19 protein-coding genes are annotated in these 22,197 nt (G+C 67.4%); 17 read left to right on the forward strand and 2 right to left on the reverse strand.

The features are described 5' to 3' along the window. The first annotated feature begins 262 nt into the window (after window positions 1-262). The 5 genes from fadD1 to KF707C_RS07335 all read left to right on the forward strand — a co-directional run bounded on the left by fadD1 (window position 263) and on the right by KF707C_RS07335 (window position 8,253). Window positions 263-1,969: a long-chain-fatty-acid--CoA ligase FadD1 gene (fadD1, locus tag KF707C_RS07315; protein WP_003455065.1), complete on the forward strand. Its 1,707-nt coding sequence runs from the start codon at window positions 263-265 to the stop codon at window positions 1,967-1,969. Between the two features lie 136 nt (window positions 1,970-2,105). After that, the gene (locus KF707C_RS07320; RefSeq protein WP_003455063.1) at window positions 2,106-2,327 is read left to right on the forward strand and encodes an addiction module protein; all 222 of its coding nucleotides are present in this window, start codon (window positions 2,106-2,108) and stop codon (window positions 2,325-2,327) included. Between the two features lie 168 nt (window positions 2,328-2,495). Beyond that, window positions 2,496-6,554 (forward strand): ATP-dependent RNA helicase HrpA, encoded by a 4,059-nt coding sequence (hrpA, locus tag KF707C_RS07325; RefSeq protein WP_003455060.1) that lies wholly within the window; start codon window positions 2,496-2,498, stop codon window positions 6,552-6,554. Further along, on the forward strand, window positions 6,551-7,084 hold the full coding sequence (locus KF707C_RS07330; protein ID WP_003455058.1) for a DUF3087 domain-containing protein: 534 nt from the start codon (window positions 6,551-6,553) through the stop codon (window positions 7,082-7,084). The genes hrpA and KF707C_RS07330 overlap by 4 nt, the downstream gene beginning before the upstream one ends. A gap of 89 nt (window positions 7,085-7,173) precedes the next feature. Further along, complete coding sequence (locus KF707C_RS07335) at window positions 7,174-8,253, forward strand: diguanylate cyclase (protein ID WP_003455056.1); 1,080 nt, start codon at window positions 7,174-7,176, stop codon at window positions 8,251-8,253. A 67-nt stretch (window positions 8,254-8,320) separates the two neighbouring features. Here the strand turns inward: KF707C_RS07335 and KF707C_RS07340 are convergent, their stop codons facing one another. Continuing rightward, window positions 8,321-8,755, reverse strand: coding sequence for an HIT family protein (locus KF707C_RS07340; protein ID WP_003455054.1), 435 nt, complete (start codon window positions 8,753-8,755; stop codon window positions 8,321-8,323). A gap of 472 nt (window positions 8,756-9,227) precedes the next feature. Between KF707C_RS07340 and KF707C_RS07345 the strand changes: the two genes are divergently transcribed. The 8 genes from KF707C_RS07345 to KF707C_RS07380 all read left to right on the forward strand — a co-directional run bounded on the left by KF707C_RS07345 (window position 9,228) and on the right by KF707C_RS07380 (window position 15,872). After that, window positions 9,228-10,349 carry a beta-ketoacyl-ACP synthase III gene (locus KF707C_RS07345; protein WP_003455050.1) on the forward strand — a complete coding sequence of 374 codons (1,122 nt, stop codon included), beginning with the start codon at window positions 9,228-9,230 and terminating at the stop codon, window positions 10,347-10,349. Next, entirely contained in the window at window positions 10,349-10,960 is a 612-nt protein-coding gene (locus KF707C_RS07350; protein ID WP_003455048.1) for an RNA polymerase sigma factor, read from the forward strand. Before KF707C_RS07345 ends, KF707C_RS07350 begins: the two co-directional genes overlap by 1 nt. Beyond that, window positions 10,954-11,187, forward strand: coding sequence for an anti-sigma factor family protein (locus KF707C_RS07355; protein WP_003455046.1), 234 nt, complete (start codon window positions 10,954-10,956; stop codon window positions 11,185-11,187). Before KF707C_RS07350 ends, KF707C_RS07355 begins: the two co-directional genes overlap by 7 nt. A 272-nt stretch (window positions 11,188-11,459) precedes the next feature. Next, window positions 11,460-12,773, forward strand: coding sequence for an OprO/OprP family phosphate-selective porin (locus KF707C_RS07360; RefSeq protein ID WP_003455041.1), 1,314 nt, complete (start codon window positions 11,460-11,462; stop codon window positions 12,771-12,773). Window positions 12,774-12,971: 198 nt separating this feature from the next. Then, complete coding sequence (locus tag KF707C_RS07365) at window positions 12,972-13,499, forward strand: SRPBCC family protein (protein ID WP_003455040.1); 528 nt, start codon at window positions 12,972-12,974, stop codon at window positions 13,497-13,499. 168 nt (window positions 13,500-13,667) lie between these two features. Then, window positions 13,668-14,054: a YciI family protein gene (locus KF707C_RS07370; protein WP_003455039.1), complete on the forward strand. Its 387-nt coding sequence runs from the start codon at window positions 13,668-13,670 to the stop codon at window positions 14,052-14,054. A gap of 31 nt (window positions 14,055-14,085) precedes the next feature. Continuing rightward, window positions 14,086-15,309, forward strand: coding sequence for an RNA polymerase sigma factor (locus tag KF707C_RS07375; protein ID WP_036993717.1), 1,224 nt, complete (start codon window positions 14,086-14,088; stop codon window positions 15,307-15,309). Window positions 15,310-15,428: 119 nt separating this feature from the next. Next, complete coding sequence (locus KF707C_RS07380; protein ID WP_003455037.1) at window positions 15,429-15,872, forward strand: YybH family protein; 444 nt, start codon at window positions 15,429-15,431, stop codon at window positions 15,870-15,872. A 998-nt stretch (window positions 15,873-16,870) separates the two neighbouring features. On the opposite strand, the gene KF707C_RS07385 is transcribed toward KF707C_RS07380, so the two are convergent. After that, the gene (locus tag KF707C_RS07385) at window positions 16,871-17,899 is read right to left on the reverse strand and encodes an AraC family transcriptional regulator (protein WP_003451800.1); all 1,029 of its coding nucleotides are present in this window, start codon (window positions 17,897-17,899) and stop codon (window positions 16,871-16,873) included. A gap of 348 nt (window positions 17,900-18,247) precedes the next feature. Here KF707C_RS07385 and KF707C_RS07390 point away from each other — a divergent pair, with 348 nt between their 5' ends. The 4 genes from KF707C_RS07390 to KF707C_RS07405 all read left to right on the forward strand — a co-directional run bounded on the left by KF707C_RS07390 (window position 18,248) and on the right by KF707C_RS07405 (window position 22,172). Then, a complete protein-coding gene (locus KF707C_RS07390; protein ID WP_003451797.1) occupies window positions 18,248-19,492 on the forward strand; it encodes a dienelactone hydrolase family protein in 1,245 nt (414 codons plus the stop codon). A gap of 10 nt (window positions 19,493-19,502) precedes the next feature. Further along, complete coding sequence (locus KF707C_RS07395; protein ID WP_003451794.1) at window positions 19,503-20,288, forward strand: SDR family oxidoreductase; 786 nt, start codon at window positions 19,503-19,505, stop codon at window positions 20,286-20,288. Window positions 20,289-20,375: 87 nt separating this feature from the next. Next, window positions 20,376-21,614: a styrene monooxygenase/indole monooxygenase family protein gene (locus tag KF707C_RS07400; RefSeq protein ID WP_003451787.1), complete on the forward strand. Its 1,239-nt coding sequence runs from the start codon at window positions 20,376-20,378 to the stop codon at window positions 21,612-21,614. Between the two features lie 15 nt (window positions 21,615-21,629). Beyond that, complete coding sequence (locus KF707C_RS07405) at window positions 21,630-22,172, forward strand: flavin reductase family protein (RefSeq protein WP_003451785.1); 543 nt, start codon at window positions 21,630-21,632, stop codon at window positions 22,170-22,172. The last annotated feature ends 25 nt before the right edge of the window (window positions 22,173-22,197 follow it).

Consider the following 22,197-nt stretch of genomic DNA (forward strand, 5'->3'; position numbering starts at 1 on the left):
GAGCCACCACCAGCACCCGCGAAAGCCCCGTGATACGCCGTTTGTCGGCGAATTAGAGTTAAGACTCCAATAATGACCAGATTCTAGGGTGTTGGTCATTATTTTGACTGGCAAGGGCTGGTTTGGTGCTGGTGGGGCCTTGGCAAAGCTGCTACTCTCGGCGCGTTTTTTTGCCCGGTTGGGCGCACAATCGCACAGAACACAACAAACAACCGCCCCCCTGAGGGCGGTGAAATCAGCTGTTGCTTAGGAGTGGGCTTCCATGACCGATAACTTCTGGAAGGACAAATACCCAGCGGGCGTTCCTGCCGAGATCGACCCCGACCAGTACCCCAATGTCCAGGCGGTACTGAAGGCGTCCTGCCAACGCTTTGCCGACAAGCCCGCTTTCAGCAACCTGGGCAAGACCCTCACCTACGGTGAGCTCTACCGACTCTCCGGGGCCTTCGCCGCCTACCTGCAGAACCACACCGACCTCAAGCCCGGCGACCGCATCGCCGTGCAGCTGCCGAACATCCTGCAATATCCGGTGGTGGTCTTCGGCGCCATGCGCGCCGGCCTGGTCGTGGTGAACACCAACCCGCTGTACACCGCACGGGAGATGGAGCACCAGTTCAACGACTCCGGTGCCAAGGCCCTGGTCTGCCTGGCCAACATGGCCCACCTGGCCGAGGAAGTGCTGCCGAAGACCGGTGTCCGGCACGTGGTCGTCACCGAAGTGGGCGACCTGCTGCCCACCTTCAAGCGCCTCCTGGTCAACGCCGTGATCAAGCACGTGAAGAAGATGGTGCCGCCCTTCAGCCTGCCCCAGGCGGTCAAGCTCAACGACGCCCTGGCCAGGGGCCGTGGCCGCGCCGTGAACGAGGCCAGCCCGCAGAGCGGCGACATCGCCGTGCTGCAGTACACCGGCGGCACCACCGGCGTGGCCAAGGGCGCGATGCTGACCCATCGCAACCTGATCGCCAACATGCTCCAGTGCAAGGCCCTGATGGGCGCCAACCTGGACGAGGGCTGCGAGATCCTTATCGCGCCGCTGCCGCTCTACCACATCTACGCCTTCACCTTCCATTGCATGGCGATGATGCTGACCGGCAACCACAACGTCCTGATCAGCAACCCCCGCGACCTGCCGGCGATGGTCAAGGAGCTGGGCAAGTTCCGCTTCACCGGCTTCGTCGGCCTGAACACCCTGTTCGTGGCGCTGTGCAATAACGACGACTTCCGCAAGCTGGACTTCTCGGCCCTGAAGCTGACCCTGTCGGGTGGCATGGCCCTGCAGCTGGCCGCCGCCGAACGCTGGAAACAGGTCACCGGCTGCCCCATCTGCGAAGGCTACGGCATGACCGAGACCAGCCCGGTGGTGTCGGTGAACCCCTTCCAGAGCATCCAGATCGGCACCATCGGTATTCCCGTGCCCTCCACCCAGTGCAAGGTGGTGGACGACGAAGGCCGCGACGTCGGTCTCGGCGCGCCGGGCGAACTCTGCGTCAAGGGCCCGCAGGTCATGAAGGGCTACTGGCAGCGCCAGGACGCCACCGACGAGATCCTCGACGCCGATGGCTGGCTGAGGACCGGCGATATCGCGGTGATCCAGGACGATGGCTTCATGCGCATCGTCGACCGGAAGAAGGACATGATCCTGGTGTCCGGCTTCAACGTGTACCCCAACGAGCTGGAAGACGTGCTCGCCACCCTGCCCGGGGTGCTGCAGTGCGCCGCGATCGGCATCCCGGACGAGAAATCCGGCGAGGCCATCAAGATCTTCGTGGTGGTCCGGCCGGGCGTGAGCCTCACCAAGGAGCAGGTGATGGAGCACATGCGCGGCAACCTCACCGGCTACAAGGTGCCCCGTACCATCGAGTTCCGCGACAGCCTGCCGACCACCAACGTCGGCAAGATCCTCCGCCGTGAACTGCGCGACGAGGAACTGAAGAAGCTCAAGGCGAAGCAGGAAACGGCCAAGGCCTGATCCCGTTCCGCTCAGGACAGGGCCCCGCGTTTGCGGGGCCTTGTCGTTTCAGGGCGACCCCGAGGCTGTTACGGGAGGAAGGCATGTTGTATGGCTGCAATCTCGTCCTCACCTTCATTCCATCGGAGTGCCTGCCATGAGCCAATCCAGCCAGAGCCTGTCCAGGGAAGCCAGACGGCTTTCCATCAACGAGCGTGTCGAACTGGTGGAAGACCTGTTGGACAGCCTGGACACTCCTGACGCAACCCTCGACGCCCAGTGGGGGGAAGAGGCCGAGGATCGGCTGGATGCATACCGGCGTGGTGAACTCAAGGCACTCCCACTGGCCGAGGTATTGGGCAAGTATCTGAACAATTGAGCATTCGGACGGCAAGGACCTGCTCGTGATCGCGATTGCCCACCTGCACCGCTCGCCCGGCTACTGGCGTGATCGAATCGCCAAGCCCTCATAGGCCCGAGCCCTCCTCGCTGGAAATCTGCGACAATTCCGCCCTTGCCGAAAACGACAGCAGAATCAACGGACCCGATGAGCGAGCAATCCCCCAGCGCCGAACACCTCCTGAAACGCCTCGACCAGGCCATGGGCGCCGACCGCCATCGCCTGCGTCGACAGCTCCACGAGCTGCGCAAGCACCCGGACGACACCCGGCTGGCGCAGTGGGTCGAGCGCTTCCAGGCCTCCGTCGCCCGCGTCGAGGCGCGCCGCGCCAGCGTGCCGGTCATGCGTTACGACGACGCCCTGCCGATCGCCGCCAAGCGCGAGGAGATCAAGGCCGCGCTGGAAAAGCATCAGGTGCTGGTGATCGCCGGCGAGACCGGCTCGGGCAAGACCACCCAGCTGCCGAAGATCTGCCTGGAGATCGGTCGCGGCACCCATGGCCTGATCGGCCACACCCAGCCGCGCCGACTGGCGGCCCGCAGCGTGGCGACACGTGTCGCGGAGGAGATCGGCAGCCCCCTGGGCGAGCTGGTGGGCTACCAGGTGCGCTTCGAGGACCAGTCCAACGAACGCAGCCTGATCAAGCTGATGACCGACGGTATCCTGCTGGCCGAAACCCAGCACGACCGCTTCCTCGAACGCTACGACACCATCATCGTCGACGAGGCCCACGAGCGCAGCCTCAACATCGACTTCCTCCTGGGCTACCTGAAGACCCTGCTGCCGCGCCGCCCCGACCTCAAGCTGATCATCACCTCGGCGACCATCGACCTGGAGCGCTTCTCCAGGCATTTCGGCGGGGCGCCCATCATCGAGGTGTCCGGTCGCACCTACCCGGTGGAGACCTGGTACCGGCCGCTGGCCGCCGAGGTGGACGAAGATGGCGAGGCGCTGTTCGACGACCTGTCCGTGGACCAGGGCATCCTTCGCGCCCTGGACGAGATCGCCGCCCATGAGCGCGGCGAGGGCAAGCGCCCGGGCGATGTGCTGGTGTTCCTGCCCGGCGAGCGGGAGATCCGCGACTGCGCCGAGGTGCTGCGCAAGACCAATCTCAGGCACACCGAGGTGCTGCCGCTCTATGCGCGGCTGACGCCGGCGGAGCAGCAGAAGATCTTCGCGCCGATGCCGGGCCGCAAGATCGTCCTGTCCACCAACGTCGCCGAAACCTCGTTGACCGTGCCCGGCATCCGCTACGTGATCGACAGCGGCACCGCGCGCATCAGCCGCTACAGCTACCGCGCCAAGGTCCAGCGGCTGCCGGTGGAGGCCGTGTCCCAGGCCAGCGCCAACCAGCGCAAGGGCCGTTGCGGCCGCGTCGAGCCCGGCATCTGCGTGCGCCTCTACAGCGAGGAGGATTTCCTCGCCCGCCCGGCCTTCACCGACCCCGAGATCCTCCGCACCAACCTGGCTGCGGTGATCCTGCAGATGCTCCACCTGCGCCTCGGCGATATCGAGGCCTTCCCCTTCATCGAGCCGCCGGACGGCAAGGCCATCAAGGATGGCTTCACCCTGCTGCAGGAGCTCTCGGCGGTGAACCGCGAGGGCCAGCTGACGCCCATCGGCCGCCAGCTGGCGCGCCTGCCCATCGACCCGCGCCTGGGCCGCATGGTGCTGGAAGGCGCCCGCCAGGGCAGCCTCGACGAGGTGCTGGTGATCGCCGCCGCGCTGTCCGTGCAGGACCCGCGCGAGCGCCCCATGGACCGCCAGCAGGCGGCCGACCAGGCCCACGCCCAATGGAAGGACGTGGACTCCGACTTCGCCGCCCTGATCAACCTCTGGCGTGGATTCGAGGAGCAGCGCCTGGCCCTGGGCTCCAACGCCCTGCGCAACTGGTGCCGGAAGAACTTCCTCAACTACCTGCGCCTGCGCGAGTGGCGCGATGCCCACCGGCAGCTGGTGCTCATCGGCCGCGAATTGAAGCTCTTCCCCGAACGGGGCAAGGAGGCTCCCGTAGGACGGGTTGAGCGCAGCGATACCCATGCCGTCCGCAACGATGGGCATCGCTCCGCTCAGCGCCATCCTACGAAAAGCAATGCCGCCGCCGCTTCAGGTGATGCCGCCAGCAAGGCCGAACAGCAACAGCGCAGCATCGACTACGCCAAGGTGCACAAGGCCATCCTCTGCGGCCTGCTCAGCCAGATCGGCCAGAAGACCGAGGAGGGCGACTACCTGGGCGCCCGCCAGCGGCGCTTCTGGATCCACCCCGGCACCGCCATCGCCAGGAAGCGCCCGCAGTGGATCATGGCCGCCGAACTGGTGGAAACCACCAAGCTGTTCGCGCGCATGGTGGCGAAGATCGAGCCGGACTGGCTGGAGCCCCTGGCCGCGCACCTGGTGAAGAAGAACCACCTGGAGCCCCACTGGGAAAAACGCCGTGGCCAGGTGGTCGCTTACGAGCAGGTCAGCCTCTACGGCCTGATCGTGGTCGGTCGCCGCGCCGTTCACTACGGTCCGATCGATCCGGAAGTCTCTCGCGAGCTGTTCATCCGCGAGGGCCTGGTGCGAGGGGAGATCCACAGCAAGGCGCGTTGCCTCGCCGCCAACCGCCAGTTGCTGGAGCGGCTCGACGAGCTGGAAGCCAAGGCGCGCCGCCGCGACATCCTCGCCGACGAGGAAACCCTCTTCGCCTACTACGCGGCGCGGCTGCCGGCGGACATCTACCAGACCGCCAGTTTCGAGAAATGGTACGAGCGTGAGCGGGCCGGCAATCCCGACCTGCTGATCATGCGCGAGGAAGACGTGCTGGCCCGTGAGGCGAGCGAAGTCACCGCCGCCCAGTACCCCGACACGCTGCGCCTGGGCGAGCTGGAGCTGCCGCTTTCCTATCACTTCGAACCCGGCCATGCCCGTGACGGCGTCACCCTGCGGGTGCCGGCGCCGCTGCTGCCGCAGCTGCCCGCCGAGCGCCTCGAGTGGCTGGTGCCCGGCCTGCTGGAAGCCAAGTGCGTCGCCCTGGTGCGCAACCTGCCCAAGGCCATTCGCAAGAACTTCGTGCCGGTGCCGGACTTCGTCAAGGCGGCCCTGGCCAGGATCGCCTTCGGCCAGGGCTCCCTGCCCGACTCCCTGGGGCGCGAGCTGACCCGCATGACCGGCGTCCGCGTTTCCGAAGAGGCCTGGGGCGAGGCGGCCGCCCAGTTGGAAGGCCATCTGAAGATGAACCTGGAAGTGGTGGACGCCCGGGGCAAGTTCCTCGGCGAGGGGCGCGAGCTGGCGGAAGTCACCGCCCGTTTCGCCGAGGCCAGCCAGGCCGCCCTGGCCATTCCCCAGGCGAAGCAGGAGCAGAAGCCGGTGGAGGCCAAGGGCTTCGCCCAGGTGGCGGAAAAGACCCAGCAGAAGATCGCCGGGTTGTCCATGACCGTCTACCCGGCGCTGGTGGAGGAGGGCGGCAGCGTCAGGGAAAGCCGCTTCCCGACTCAGGCCGAGGCCGATTGGCAGCATCGCCGGGCCCTGCAACGGCTGTTGCTGCAACAGCTGGCCGAGCCGGCCAAGTACCTGCGCGGCAAGCTGCCGGGGCTGACCGAACTCGGACTGCTGTACCGCGACATGGGCCGCGTCGACGCGCTGGTGGAGGACATCCTCCTGGCCAGCCTGGACAGCTGCATCCTCGAAGGCGAAGCCAGCCTGCCCCGGGACGGCGCCGCCCTCGCTTCCCTGGCCGAGAGGAAGCGCGGCGCCTGGGCCGAGCACGCCGAGCGCCTGGCGCGCCTGACCCTGGAGATCCTCAAGCTCTGGCACGGCCTGCAGAAACGCTTCAAGGGCCGCATCGACCTGGCTCAGGCCGTGGCGCTGAACGACATCAAGGCGCAGCTGGCCAACCTGGTCTATCCGGGCTTCGTCCGCGAAACCCCGGCGGAATGGTTCAGGGAACTGCCGCGCTACCTGAAGGCGGTGGAGCAGCGCTTCGACAAGATCGCCGCGCAACTGCAGCGGGATCGGGTCTGGTCCGGCGAGATCGCCGGCTACTGGGAGCAGTACCAGACGCGCCTGGCCAAGCATGCCCAGGAAGGCAAGCGTGACCCGGAACTGGTGCTCTACCGCTGGATGCTGGAAGAGTACCGGGTGTCCCTCTTCGCCCAGCAACTGGGCACGAAACTGCCGGTGTCCGATAAGCGACTGTCGAAACAGTGGAGCCAGGTGGAAGCATGACCGCGTTCGAAATCCGTCCCATGAGCCCCGAGCTCTACCGCCAGCAGACTCGCCGCATCGCCCTGGGCTGCGCCGGCCTCTTCATCGCCCTGGCGCTCCTGCTGTCCACCGCCGCCGTGACGCTGTTCGGCACGCCGGGCGGCGACAATTTCCGCTGGAACCTCGCGGGCGTGCTGCTGGGCCTGGGGCTGACCGTCGCCCTGGTGCGCCTGCAGTTCTGGTCCCGGCCCTGGATGGCGCCGGCGGTCTATGGCTGGCAACTCAAGCGCAGCCTGATGCGCGTCGGCAACCTCATGCACAAGGTCAAGGCCGGCGTCGCCGTGGGCGATGCCACGGCGATGAAGACCCTGCGCTTCTATCACCTGGCGCTGACCCAGATGCACCAGCTGGACGGCAACCTCTCCGACCTCAGCCAGATGGTCAAGGAGATCGACCAGCACCGTGAGGCGATGGAGCGGCAGGGGCTGGACCCCGAGCAGGTCCGCCTCGACCCGGCCTGGCTGTCGACCCTCAAGGGATACGCCGGCTAGGCGGAGCCGGCGTCGCGGCTTGCCTGGAGGCGGACAGGGCGCCGTGCTATACAGCCGTCACGGGGGCAACGGCATCAGGAGCACGAGGCATGGACGGGCAGGGCAAGCGTTCATCGACCGAACGATCATCGCCGGGCGCGGTTCAGCATCGGAGCCGCTTCGTCTGGCGAGCCCTGGCGCCGCGTTCCCTGGGCCTGCCGGTGGGGGCGCTGTGCCTGGCCCTGCCGCTCTGGGAGCTGGGCCGCCCGCTCTGGGTCTGGGGGCTGCTGTTCCTCTTCGTCTTCGTCTGGCCCTGGCTCGCCCTGGCCCTGAGCCTGCGCTACCGCGATCCGGTGCGCCACGAGCGCCGGCATATTCTCCTCGACTCCTTCGCCGGCACCTTCTGGATGGCGGCGGCGGGCTTCAGCCCCCTGGCCACCTGCGTCACCTTCGCCATGCTCCAGGCCAACAACGTGGCTGCCGGCGGCATCCGCTTCGTCGGCCAGGGCTGGCTGGCGCAGCTGGCGGGCGTGACGGTCGGCCTGCTGGTGTTCGGCGCCCAGTTCCATTCCGCGCTTACCCTGAAGCACCTGCTGTTCTGCCTGCCGATGCTGGTGATCCACCCCGTGGTGATCGGCACCACCCTCTATGAAATGGCCCAGAGCGTCGCCAGGAGCCGCAGGAAGTTGCGCACCCTGAGCCAGACCGACAGCCTCACCGGCGTCTACAACCGCCGCTACTGGAGCGAGCTGGCTTTACAGGAGTTCCAGCGTTGCGGGCGGGGTGGCGGTCCGTCCTGCCTGGCGCTCATCGATGTGGATAACTTCAAGGCGATCAACGATACCCAGGGCCACCTGGCCGGGGATGAACTGCTGGCTCGGCTCGGCCGGGCGCTACGGGCAAACCTGCGGGAGACCGACCTGATCGGCCGTTACGGCGGGGACGAGTTCTGCGTGCTGCTGCCCCAGACCCGCGAGCACGGCGCCTGCACGGCGCTGGACTGGATGCGGGAGCGGGTGGTGCGCGACGAACAGGGCCAGTTGGGGCTGAGCATCGGCCTGGCGGCCTACCAGCCGGGCATGGGCAGCCTGGAGGACTGGATCCGTTGCGCCGACAAGGCGCTCTACGAGGCCAAGTCCCGGGGGCGCAACCAGGTGGTGGCGCATCCCCAGGTCCAGGCGGGGGTCTGAGGAGCGGTCTCGCCACGGCGCCTCCTGGAGCATGGGTGCCGCGCGCCCGCCCAAGGGCTTCCGTGAATTACGACAGGTGCTTCAGCAACCGTGCCTGCAAGGCTTCCAGCGTTTCCGGGGCGGCCCGCTTGCTGGCGTGGATGCCCAGGGCTTCCCCTTCGAAACGCGGCACGATGTGCATGTGGATATGGAACACGGTCTGGCCCGCCGGGGCGCCATTGAACTGGGCGACCTGGACGCCGGCCGGCTGCAGCTCATCCACCAGCACCCGGGTCAGGCGCTGCACCACCGCCATCACCTTGGCCAGGGCTTCGGGTTCGATCTCCAGGATGTTGCGGGCGGTGGAACGCTTGGGGATCACCAGGGTATGGCCGAAGGACTGCGGAAACAGATCGAGGAAGGCGAGCACATCGTCGTCCTCGTAGAGCTTGTAGCAGGGCGCCTCGCCCCGAATGATCTGGGCGAAGACGTTCTGCGGGTCGTAGGTGCCGTGCAGGCTCATCGTGGGCTCTCCATTTTGCCGGACATGAAGCGCGCACCTTAACGCTCGGGGCCCAGGCGCGAAACCCGGGCGCTTCATTTTCTCCGCCGCGCACCTGGCCGTGGGCCTTTCCCATCTCGGGTGGGAAGCTTCCGGAACGTCTAGTGTTAACCGGGTCGAAAGTGGACTGATGGTTCTGCATTTTTGCCGACGTTTCGGCAAAAGTCCCCGTCGCCAGCGGCCGAATCTGGCGTTACCCTTCGCATCTGGATGATTTCCGGACGCCCGTGGCAGCCCGCTTTCGCGCCGGCCCGGGTGCCGCGACAGGCCCTGCCGGGCGCGGCGAAGATTGGTCCGCGTGGATAAGTCCGGCATCAGGTTTCCATCCCGTTCGATGGGACGCCCCATTTTCCCGCCGCCGGCACCGGCCTGCGGCGATTGACTGCCCAAACCGGCCGCCCGAGCAGGCGGCCCAGTATCGAGAGGATCGACCGTGCACAACGTCGTGATCAGTGGCACCGGCCTTTACACCCCGCCCAACAGCATTTCCAACGAAGAGCTGGTGGCCTCCTTCAATGCCTACGTGCAGGCCTTCAACGCCGAGAACGCCGACGCCATCGAGCGCGGCGAGATCGAGGCCCTGGCCGAGTCCAGCGTCGCCTTCATCGAGAAGGCCTCCGGCATCAAGAGCCGCTTCGTGGTGGACAAGGACGGCATCCTCGATCCCCGGCGCATGGTGCCGCGCATCCCGGAACGCTCCAACGAGGAGTGGGGCATCCTCTGCGAGATGGCCGTGGCCGCCGCCCGGCAGGCCCTGGAGCGTGCCGGACGCACCCCGGCCGATATCGACGGCGTGATCGTCGCCTGCTCCAACCTGCAGCGCGCCTACCCGGCGGTGGCCATCGAGGTGCAGGCCGCCCTGGGCATCCAGGGCTTCGGCTATGACATGAACGTCGCCTGCTCCTCCGCCACCTTCGGCATCCAGGCCGCCACCAACGCGGTCCAGACCGGCCAGGCCCGCGCCATCCTCATGGTCAACCCGGAAATCTGCACCGGCCACCTCAACTTCCGCGACCGCGACAGCCACTTCATCTTCGGTGACGCCGCCACCGCCGTGATCATCGAGCGGGCCGACCAGGCCACCTCGAAACACCAGTTCGAGGTCGTCGGCACCAAGCTGCTGACCCAGTTCTCCAACAACATCCGCAACAACTTCGGCTTCCTCAATCGCGCGGCCGAGGAAGGCATCGGCACGCGCGACAAGCTGTTCGTCCAGGAAGGTCGCAAGGTGTTCAAGGACGTCTGCCCCATGGTGGCCGAGCTGATCGCCGCGCACCTGCAGGAGAACGGCATCGAGGTGGCCGGGGTGAAACGCTTCTGGCTGCACCAGGCCAACCTCAACATGAACCTGCTGATCGCCCGCAAGCTGCTGGGGCGCGACGCCGAGCCGCAGGAGGCGCCGGTGATCCTCGACACCTATGCCAACACCAGTTCCGCCGGCTCGGTGATCGCCTTCCACAAGCACCAGGACGACCTGCCCAGCGGTGCCCTCGGCGTGCTCAGCTCCTTCGGAGCCGGCTACTCCATCGGCAGCGTGATCCTGCGCAAGCGCTGATGAGCCTGCCCCCCGACGGGGACCTGCTGCCCCGGCTGCTGGCCGGGGAGCAGCGGGCCTTCCGACAACTGATCGACGCCTACCAGGGCGCCATGCGCGCGGTGGCCTATGCCATCGTCGGCCAGCGTTTCGCCGACGAGGTGGTGCAGGACGCCTGGCTGGCCGTGGTGCGCAACCTGGACGGCTTCCAGCAGCGCTCCAGCCTCAAGACCTGGCTGCTGACCATAGTCGCCAACACCGCCCGCAGCCGGCTCAAGCAGAGCCGTCGGGAGGTGCTGCTGGATGACCTGCCGGGGCCGCACGGCACCCTCGACGAGGGGCGCTTTGCCGAGAACGGCCATTGGATGGCCGAGGTGCCCGCCTGGCACCAGGACTCCCCCGAGGCCCTGCTGGCCGAGGAAGAACTGCGGGAGTGCCTGGAAAAGACCCTGCTCGGCCTGTCGGAGATGCAGCGCAGCGTGGTGCTCCTGCGGGAGCGCCAGGGACTGGAGTTGGAAGAGATCTGTAACGTGCTGGGGGTTTCGCTCTCCAATGTCCGGGTGCTCCTGCATCGCGGGCGCCTCAAGCTGTTCGCCACGCTGGAACATTTCGAGGAGACCGGCCAATGCTGACATGCAAGGAACTGGTGGCCCGTTCCAGCGACCTGCTCGATGACCAGCTGAGCTTTCGCGAGCGGCTGGCCATGCGTCGCCATCTGGTGCTCTGCCGCAACTGCCGGCGCTTCATCAGGCAGATGAAACTGGCCCAGGCCGTGGTCCGCCAGATGCCCGATGAACCGCCCGCGGATGCGGACGACCTGGCCGAGCGCCTGGCCCGGGCGCGCCGCGACGCCCACTGATTCGCGCATTCGCGTAGACCCCCCGAGCCGACTGCGCAAGTCGGCTTTTGCACCTGTTTCACTCCCGAGTCCCCAGGCTTTTCGGCTGAAAGGCCCGTCCTAGAGCAGTGCGTGCCTTATAAGAATTCGAAGTAAAAAAGTTCCGTTGTCACAAAATATTTATATAGGAGCAACCGGGCTGAAATAACCCGCCGCCAAGATTCCCCTCCAGCACCAATGAGCCCAGCGCTCGAGTGTTTTCTAACGCTAAAGACCAATAGGGGAATTCTTCGATGATCCGTAAGCACTTCGCCGGTTTTGCCGCCAGCGCCATGGCCCTGGCCATCTCCGCCCAGGCTTTCGCCGGTACCGTGACCACCGACGGCGCCGATATCGTCATCAAGACCAAAGGCGGCCTTGAAGTTGGCACTACCGACAAGGCTTTCAGCTTCAAGCTGGGTGGCCGCCTGCAGGCCGACTACAGCCGCTTCGATGGCTTCTACACCGTGAACGGCGACACCGCCGACGCCGGCTACTTCCGTCGCGCCTTCCTGGAGCTGGGCGGCATCGCCTTCAGCGACTGGGCCTACCAGATCAACTACGACTTCTCCCACAACGCCGGCGGTGACAACCGCAGCGAAGACGGTTACTTCGACGAGGCCTCCATCGCCTACATCGGCTTTGCCCCGGTCACCATCAAGATGGGCCGTTTCGACCCCGATTTCGGTCTGGAAAAGGCCACCAGCTCCAAGTGGGTGACCGCCCAGGAGCGCACCGCCGCCTATGACCTGGCCGACTACGTGAACTCCCACAACGGTGGCATGGGCATCCAGGTCTCCGGCAACTACGGGGCTTCCCTGTACGGCTCCGCCGGCATCACCGCCAACGATCCGGCCAACCGTGACGAAGACGGCGACAGCATCAAGCAGTTCAACGCACGCGGCGTCTTCGCCCCGATGCACGAGGCCGGCAACGTCCTGCACTTCGGCGTCAACTACGCGACCCGCGACCTGTCCGACACCTCCTTCGACGGCCGTATCCGCAGCCGCCTGGGCATTCGCGGCGTGAGCACCGACGGTGGCCAGGACGCTGGCGGCAACGGCAACCGCCTGGTCCTGGGCGGCGCCAACAACACCCCGGTGGACACCTACGACACCGACAGCACCTGGGGCCTGGAAGCCGCCTTCGCTGCGGGTCCGTTCTCCATCCAGAGCGAATACCTGACGCGTGAAGTGCAGGCCAAGGCCGCCAACCGCGAGGACATCGACGCCGACGGCTACTACGTGCAGGTGGCCTACACCCTGACCGGCGAAGCCCGCGACTACAAGCTGGGCAAGTTCGACAAGATCAAACCGGCCAACAAGGGCATCGGCGCCTGGGAAGTGTTCTACCGCTACGACAACCTGAGCGTGGAAGACGACAACGGCGCCTTCGCCGCCATCGACGACGTCGAGGCCAAGGTGCACAACCTGGGTGTGAACTGGTACGCCAACGAAGCGGTCAAGCTGAGCGGCTACTACGTCAAGTCCAAGGTGGACAATGCCACCAACGCCAACGGCGACGACGACGGCGACGGCATGGTCTTCCGCGCCCAGTACGTGTTCTAAGCACGAACGGATTCCCGCTCCTTACCCTTCGGCCCCGCCTTCTGGCGGGGCTTTTTCTTTTCACCCCGGCCGGCGCTCAGCCCATACCGTGCTTCCATCCGCAGGTCCGGCAGGCCGACCTTGCCAGCAGCGGCTAACCTTGTCCTGGCCGTACGCCAGCAGTCCCCGTCGACCCGCCTGAAGCCCCTGGAGGGCGCCATGTTCAAAGCCAGCCTCGCCATCATCGTCGTCGCCATTCTCGGCGTCCTCGGTTACGCCGCCATCAGTCCCGATCACTTCCGCATCGAGCGCACGGCCAGCATCGCGGCGCCGCCGGAGAAGGTCTTTCCCCTGATCAACGATTTCCAGCAATGGCCGGCCTGGTCGCCCTGGGAGAAGATCGACCCGACCCTCAAGCGCAGCTACAGCGGACCGCAGGCCGGCGTCGGCGCCGTCTATGCCTGGCAGGGCAACAACGAGGTGGGCACCGGGCGCATGGAGATCACCGGCAGCCAGCCGGCGTCGAGGGTGGAGATCAAGCTGGACTTCCAGATGCCCTTCGAGGCGCACAACACCGCCGAATTCACCCTCAGCCCCGAGAACGGCGGCACCCGGGTGACCTGGGCCATGTACGGTCCATCGCCCTACACCCATCGGCTGATGCAGGTGTTCTTCGACATGGACGACCTGGTCGGTAGCCGCTTCGACCAGGGCCTGGCCAACCTCAAGGCCGCCGCCGAGCAATGAGCTGAACGGGCTGGCGGGCTGCACCCGCGCCTTCAGGGGAGCGTCGTGGGCGGCGCCGGAGGTCGGCGAGGCTCCGTCTTGTGGATATCTTTTCGCGGGCCTGTCGAACGCCGTACCGCGCGAACGACCATTGGGTGTCAGTCCCCACACTCCACCGAGGAACCCATCATGAAATACCTCTGCCTGATCTACTTCGAGGAAGCGAAGCTGGCCACCCTGACCGACGCCGACTACCAGGCCATCGCCGGCGAATGCCTGGACTACACCGAACAACTGGCCGCCAGCGGTCATCACCTCGCCTCCAACGCCCTGGAGTCGGTGCGTAGCGCGACCACGCTGCGGGTACAGGGCGGCCGCGTGTCCCTGACCGATGGTCCATTCGCCGAAACCAAGGAACAGCTCGGCGGCTTCTACCTGATCGAGGCCCGGGATCTCAACGAGGCCATCCAGATCGCCTCGAAGATCCCGCCGGCGCGCCTGGGTTGCATCGAGGTCCGGCCGGTACGCGAGCCCGGGGTTCGGCCCGGCGTCCAGCCCCTGGGCGCGGCGTCCTGAGGTGACGGACCTTCGCCACGACGAAGCGGGGATTCGGCTGCGGGTGGAGGCGATCTACCGCAGCGACTCGCGACGGGTGCTGGCCACGCTGATCCGCCTGCTGGGGGATTTCGACCTGGCCGAGGAGGCCCTGCATGACGCCTTCATCGCCGCCGTCCAGCAATGGCCGAGGGATGGCGTCCCGGCCAATCCCCGGGCCTGGCTGGTGTCGGCGGGGCGCTTCAGGGCCATCGACAACCTGCGTCGACGCTCCCGTTTCGATGCCTCCAGGCGGCTGCTGCTGGCGGAGCTGGAGGAGGCCGCGAGTCCCTTCGAGGAGGGCGAGGACGTGGAAGACGATCGCCTGCGCCTGATCTTCACCTGCTGCCACCCGGCGCTGCCGGCGGATGCCCAGGTGCCCCTGACCCTGCGTGAGGTCTGCGACCTCACCACCGAGGAGATCGCCCGGGCCTTCCTCAGCAGCCCACCCACCATCGCCCAGCGCATCGTCCGGGCCAAGGCGAAGATCCGCGACGCGAAGATTCCCTACCAGGTTCCCACGCTGGCGGAATTGCCGGAGCGCCTGGATAACGTCCTGCGGGTCATCTACCTAGTGTTCAACGAAGGCTATTCCGCCTCGTCGGGAGAGGCCCTGGTGCGCACCGACCTCTGCGCCGAGGCCATCCGCCTGGCGCGACTGCTGCTGGAACTGCTGCCCGACCCGGAAGTCATGGGCCTCCTGGCGCTCATGCTGTTGCACGACTCGCGGCGCGCCGCCCGCACCCGCGCCGATGGCGAACTGGTGCTGCTGGACGAGCAGGACCGCAGCCTCTGGGACCGCACCCAGATCGCCGAGGGGCTGGCCCTGGTGTCCCGCGCCTTCGCCAGCCAGCGCATCGGCCTCTATCCGTTGCAGGCCGCCATCGCCGCCGTTCACGCCCGGGCCGAGGATGCCGCCAGCACCGACTGGCGGCAGATCGCCGGACTCTATGCCGTGCTCCAGCAGCTGGCGCCTTCGCCGGTGCTGAGGCTCAACCGGGCGGTGGCTATCGCCATGTGCGATGGCCCCGAGGCCGGGCTGGCGGAGGTGGACGCCCTGCTGGAAGCCGGGGAACTCAAGGACTACCACCTGGCCCACGCCACCCGCGCGGACTTCTGCCGACGCCTGGGCCGTCGCGAAGAGGCGCGCGCCGCCTACCGGGCCGCCCTGGCCCTGGTGCGCCAGGAGCCCGAACGACGCTTCATCGAGAAGCGCCTGGCGGAACTGGATGGCTGAACCGCCGTTGGTCGCCCAGTGCGGGACAGCGTCGAAAGCGGGCGGTCGCATACGACAAGGGACTATCACCGCCGGTAGCCACCGGCCCACACACCCGACCGACCCCGAGGAGAAGCACCATGAACAGCGAAACGCTCAAGGCCACCGCCGAAAGGGAAGTACAGGAAGCCTTCAGCCAGTGGCTCCAGGGCGCACGCGCCAAGGATGCGGACGCCATCCTGGCCTGCTACGCCAACGAGGTAATCGCCTACGACGCCATCCTCCAGTTGCAGTTCAAGGGGCTGAATGCCTATGGACAGCATTGGCGCAACTGCCTGGAAATGTGCGGCGGCGACGGCATCTTCGAGCCGCAGGAGCCCACCATCCTCGTCGACCGGGAACTGGCCGTGCTGCATTGCCTGGTGCGCTGCGGCGGTGAGCAGGACGGCGAGATCAAGACCAGCTGGATGCGCGGCACCCAGTGTTACGTCAAGCGCGACGGCCGCTGGAAGATCGTCCACGAGCACTTCTCCGCGCCGTTCGACATCGAAAGCGGCAAGGCGCTGTTCGAACTGCAGCCCTGAGCCTGGGCACTGTGCAGCTTCAAGGATGGGCCATGCTTCACCGCGCCTGCGGGCACGCCGATGGGTTTCGCTGCGCTCTACGCCATCCTACGGTCTGCTCGCCGGCACGCTTGTAGGGTGGGTCACGCTTCACCGACCCACCAGGGAGGTCCGGTGCGGGCACGCCGATGGGTTTCGCTGCGCTCTACGCCATCCTGCGGTCTGCTCGCCGGCACGCTTGTAGGGTGGGTCACGCTTCACCGACCCACCGGCGAGGTCCGCTGCGGGCACGCCGATGGGTTTCGCTGCGCTCTACGCCATCCTGCGGTCTGCTCGCCGGCACGCTTGTAGGGTGGGTCACGCTTCACCGACCCACCAGGGAGGTCCGGTGCGGGCACGCCGATGGGTTTCGCTGCGCTCTACGCCATCCTACGGTCTGCTCGCCGGCACGCTTGTAGGGTGGGTCACGCTTCACCGACCCACCAGGGAGGTCCGGTGCGGGCACGCCGATGGGTTTCGCTGCGCTCTACGCCATCCTACGGTCTGCTCGCCGGCACGCTTGTAGGGTGGGTCACGCTTCACCGACCCACCGGCGAGGTCCGGTGCGGTCACGTCGATGGGTTTCGCTGCGCTCTACGCCATCCTACGGTCTGCTCGCCGGCACGCTGTGTAGGGTGGGTCACGCTTCACCGACCCACCGGCGAGGTCCGCTGCGGGCACGTTGATGGGTTTCGCTGCGCTCTACGCCATCCTACGAACCGCTCGGCGGCACGCTTGTAGGGTGGGTCACGCTTCACCGACCCACCGGCGAGGTCCGGTGCGGGTACGGCGATGGGTTTCGCTGCGCTCTACGCCATCCTACGGTCTGCTCGCCGGCACGCTTGTAGGGTGGGTCACGCTTCACCGACCCACCAGGGAGGTCCGATGCGGGCACGCCGATGGGTTTCGCTGCGCTCTACTGCGTTCAGCCCACATACGGATGCACTCCGGGGATGGCCCGCACCGTCCGTGTGCGGCCATCACTCGTTACGGTAGCGCCGGGTTTCCGAGGGCAGGCAGCCGTAGCGGCGCTTGTACTCCTGGGCGAAACGGCCCAGATGGGCGAAGCCCCATTTGAAGGCCACGTCGGTCACCGAGACCTGGCTGTCCTGCGTCAGTTCCTGGTGGACCCGCTCCAGCCGCAGGTTGCGCAGGTAGGCCATGGGGCTGGTGTTGCAGAACTCGCGGAAGCCGGCGAACAGGGTGCGCACGCTGACCCCGGCGTGCTCGGCCAGTTGCTCGATGGTCAGCGGCTCGTGGGCGTGGGCGCGCAGGTACTCCTCGGTGCGGCGGACGAAATGCGGCGAGATGACCTTGCCTCGGCCTTCGCCTTCCATGCGCGCCTTCAGGTTGTGGGGCTGGCCGTAGATCAGGGCGTTGAGCAGCACCGACTCGAACTGCTTGAGCACCAGCGGCTGGTGGATCGGATGCCCGGGCTGGGCGATGGCCTCCACCAGCATCTCCAGCAACTGCAGGAAGTAGCGGCCGCCAGGGCTGCCGAGATCGAGCTCCGGGTGGAACTCCAGCGGGCCTTCCAGCGGATGCCCCAGGTGCTGCGCGCAATGATGGCGAATCTCGTCCTGGTCGATGCGCAGGGCCAGTTGCGGTGCGTCGTGCTCCCAGCGCATGCGCACCGGCAGGCTGGGGGAGATCAGCGAGGCGCGCTCCGGCGAGGAAATGAAGCGGTGGCCATCGCAGTCGATGCGCGCGCGGCCGTGGATCGGCACCTGCACCAGGTAGAAGTCCTCCAGCCGGCCGGGGTCGATGTCCACGGTGGCGCCGTACTCCAGGCGATTGAGGGACAGCCGCCCGCGGCTCACGTGGTGCATCTGCGCGCTGACCGCATCGCCCGCCCGCAATGGCGTCAGTTCATGGGGTTTGAAAACGCCGCCCACGCGCTCGCGGATGGCGTCCAGGTCGTTGAGCAGGAACAACTGGTTATGGGGACTGAACAGCGGCGTTTGCAGGAATCGGCTGCCACCGTCCTCCTGACTCGGGTCCTGGATCATGGTGAGTCACCTCACAGGCTGCACGTTATCAAGGCAGGGCGTGGGACCGTGCACCACGGTAACTGCAGTATCCGGATACCGCCTGCGGTCACCGGATAGTCCGCCACGCCTGTCTGTTTCTTTTTGTCCCCTCGATGGGGGTTGTCGGGTGTAGCAGCAAGAGGCGCGCCAGGGGCGGGCCGACCCCGGCGCGGCGGCTCGGGTCCAAGAGCCTACAACGTCGTGCCTTTCCATAGGTCAGAAAATTCCTGCATACAGCGGACGCTCGTTGCAGAGAGCGGATAGAGGCCTCCCGGTCCGGACGCGGAAGATCGACTCGTACCTTCCCACTCCCCTTGGAGGCATACCATGAAAGGCCGCTACATCCAGGTGCCGGCGACAACCGGCGAGCTCTTCCAGGCCTACCTCGCGACCTCGGTGGACGGCCGGGGGCCGGGCATCGTCCTGTGCCAGGAGATCTTCGGCGTCAACCAGGCCATGCGCGAGACCGCCGACCTGCTGGCCGAAGAGGGCTACACCGTGCTGGTGCCCGACCTCTACTGGCGCCAGGAGCGCGGGGTCGACCTGGGCTACGACGAAGCGGACTTCGCCCGCGCCTTCAGCCTCTACCAGGGCTTCGACGAAGCCCTGGGCGTCGAGGACATCGGCGCCACCCTCAAGGCCCTGGATGCGCTGGATGCGTGCGAGGGCGAGCTGGGCGTGGTCGGCTACTGCCTCGGCGGCAAGCTGGCCTACCTCGCCGGTTGCCGCCTGCCCCAGGTGGCCTGCGCCGTGGGTTACTACGGCGTCGGCATCGAAAAGGCCCTGCACGAGGCCGAGGGCCTGGGTGGCCGCCGGCTGGTGCTGCACCTGGCCGAGCTGGACGCCTACTGCCCGGCCGAGGCGCGGGAGGCCATCCAGACCGCCCTGGGTCGCCTGCCCGGCGTCGAGCTCTATGTCTACCCGGGCGTCGACCACGCCTTCGCCCGCCTGGGTGGCCATCACTACCGGAAGAGCGCCGCGCTGCTGGCCCACGAGCGCAGCGTGGCCGCGCTGCGTCGCACCCTGGGCCCGGACTACAACCTCTCGGCGCTCTGGGAGGAACACATCCGCCACGAGTTCGACACCCGCGACGTACCCGCCACCATGGCCACCATGGTCGACGAACCCTACGTGAACCACATCCCCACCATGACCGGCGGGGTCGGGCAGCGGGAGCTGTCGCGCTTCTACCGCTACCACTTCGTCCACGGCAATCCCGAGGACATGGCGCTGACGCCGATCTCCCGCACGGTCGGCGCCAGCCAGATCGTCGACGAATTCATCATGACCTTCACCCACGACCGCGAGGTGGACTGGCTGCTGCCGGGCGTCGCCCCCACCGGCAAGCGGGTGGAGATCCCCATGCTCGGGGTGGTCAAGTTCCGCGGGCCGAAGCTCTACCACGAGCACATCTACTGGGACCAGGCCAGCGTGCTGGTGCAGATCGGCCTGCTCGACCCCAGCGGCTTGCCGGTGGCCGGCCGCGAGACCGCGCAGAAGCTGCTGGACGAGAGCCTGCCCTCCAACACCCTGATGCCGAGCTGGCCCACCAGCGCCGGCAAGCCGGTCTGAGGTGCCCGCCATGGACCGAAGCCTTGCCAAGGTCGCCGTCATCAGCGGCGGCGCCACCCTGATCGGCGGCGCGGTGGCCCGCGCGCTGATCGAGTCCGGCCACCGCGTGGCCCTGTTCGACATCGACGCCGAGGCCGCCCAGCGGGTGGCCGGGGAGCTGGGCGATGCCGCGCGCTTCCACGCCGTGGACATCACCGACGATGCCGCCCTCGACCGGGCGGTGGCGGCGGTGCGCCAGGACCTGGGCCCGGTGGACACCCTGGTCAACCTGGCCTGCACCTACCTCGACGACGGCGCCGGTTCCAGCCGCGCCGACTGGCTCAAGGCGCTGGACGTCAACCTGGTCTCGGCGGTGGCGCTGACCCGCGCCGTCCACGCCGACCTCAAGGCGCGGCGCGGCAGCGTGGTGAACTTCACCTCCATCTCCGCCCGCTGCGCCCAGACCGGCCGCTGGGTGTACCCGGTGTCCAAGGCCGCCATGCTGCAGCTGACCCGCTCCATGGCCATGGACTTCGCCGCCGACGGCATCCGCGTCAACTCGGTGTCGCCGGGCTGGACCTGGTCCCGGGTGATCAGCGAGGTGAGCGGCGGCGACCGCGCCCGGGCGGACCGGGTCGCGGCTTCCTACCACCTGCTGGGGCGCCTGGGCGACCCGGCGGAAGTGGCGGCGGTGGTGGCCTTCCTCTGCTCGCCGGCGGCCAGCTTCGTCACCGGCGCCGACTACGCCGTCGATGGCGGCTACTCGGTGATGGGGCCGGAGCAGAACCTGCCGGCCATCCCGCGCCTGGCCGAGTAGGCCGGCGCCATGAAACGACTTTTCCACAGCCTGTTCGGCGCCCGCCTGGCGCCGCAGTCCCAACCGTCGCACTCCAGGAGAACAACAATGCGTCGCATCGCTATCGTCGGAGCCGGCCAGGCCGGCCTGCAACTGGCCCTTGGCCTTCTCGCCAAGGGCTACCAGGTCACCCTCACCACCAACCGCACCGCCGAGGAGGTGCGCAACGGCAAGGTCATGTCCAGCCAGTGCATGTTCCACAGCGCGCTGCAGACCGAGCGCGACCTGGGCCTGAACTTCTGGGAGGACGAGTGCCCGGCGGTGGAGGGCATCGGCCTCACCGTGCCGCACCCGGAGCGTCCCGGCGAGCGCCTGTTCAGCTGGTCCGCGCGGCTGGAGCGCTACGCCCAGTCGGTGGACCAGCGGGTGAAGATGCCGGTGTGGATGGAGGAATTCCAGCGCCGTGGCGGCGAGCTGGTGATCCAGGACGTGGGCCTGGAAGAGCTGGAGCGGCTGTCGGCCAGCCATGACCTGGTGCTGCTGGCGGCGGGCAAGGGGGAGATCGTCAACCTCTTCCCCCGCGACACCGCGCGCACCCGGTTCCAGCAGCCCCAGCGCGCGCTGGCGCTGACCTACGTGAAGGGCATGGCGCCGATGTCGCCCTTCTCGCGGGTGGCCTTCAACCTCATCCCCGGTGTCGGCGAGTACTTCGTGTTTCCCTGCCTGACCACCAGCGGGCCCTGCGAGATCATGGTGTTCGAGGGCATTCCCGGTGGCCCCATGGATTGCTGGCAGGGCGTCACCGCGCCGGAGCAGCACCTGGAGAAGAGCCTGGAGATCGTCCGCCGCTACCTGCCCTGGGAGGCCGAGCGCTGCCAGTCCCTCGAACTCACCGATGACAAGGGTTTCCTGTCCGGCCGCTTCACCCCGATGGTGCGCAAGCCGGTGCTGGAGCTGCCGTCCGGGCGGCATGTGTTCGGCATGGCCGACGCCCTGGTGGTCAACGACCCCATCACCGGCCAGGGCTCCAACAACGCCGCCAAATGCAGCCGTGTCTACCTCGACGCCATCCTCGCCCAGGGCGACCAGCCCTTCACCAGTGGCTGGATGCACCAGACCTTCGAGCGCTACTGGGACTACGCCCAGCACGTGGTGAGCTGGACCAATTCCATGCTCCTGCCGCCCGCGCCGCACCTCCTCGAACTGCTCGGCGCCGCCAGCCAGAGCCGGGCGCTGGCCTCGGTCATCACCAACGGCTTCGACGACCCGCGCCGCTTCGCGCCCTGGTGGTTCGACGCCGCGTCCTGCCAGGACCTGATCCACAAGCTCAGCCGCCAGGCCGCCTGACCCCGGAGAACCGCCATGAACGCCAGTATCCACGCCCCGCATTTCGACGACCTGGTCGCCGCCACCGACAGCGAGCCGCGCGCCCTGCGCAACCTGCTCGGCCAGTTCGCCACCGGCGTCACCGTGATCACCACCCGCAGCGTCGACGGACGCAACGTGGGGATGACCGCCAACTCCTTTTCCTCGGTGTCCCTGGACCCGCCGCTGGTGCTCTGGAGCATTTCCCGCAGCGCGCCGAGCCTGCCGGACTTCCTCGCCGCCAGCCACTTCGCCATCAACGTGCTGGGCGCCGACCAGCACGGGCTGTCCGGGCAGTTCGCCCGGGGCGCGGCCGACAAGTTCGATGGGGTGAGCTTCCGCACCGCCGCCGGCGGCGTGCCGGTGCTGGAGGGGGTGATCGCGGCGCTGGTCTGCCGCAACCTCACCCAGTACGACGGCGGCGACCACCTGATCTTCCTTGGCCAGATCGAGCATTACCGACACGGCGGCGGAGAACCGCTGGTCTTCCATGCCGGCCAGTACCGGGTCGCCGCCGCGCACCCGGCCCTCGGCCAGTAACGCTGCCTCCCGCCTTGCGCAAGGG

Origin of the sequence: Pseudomonas furukawaii (genome assembly GCF_002355475.1) — a bacterium.
In the GTDB taxonomy this organism is placed as follows: Bacteria; Pseudomonadota; Gammaproteobacteria; order Pseudomonadales; family Pseudomonadaceae; genus Metapseudomonas; species Metapseudomonas furukawaii.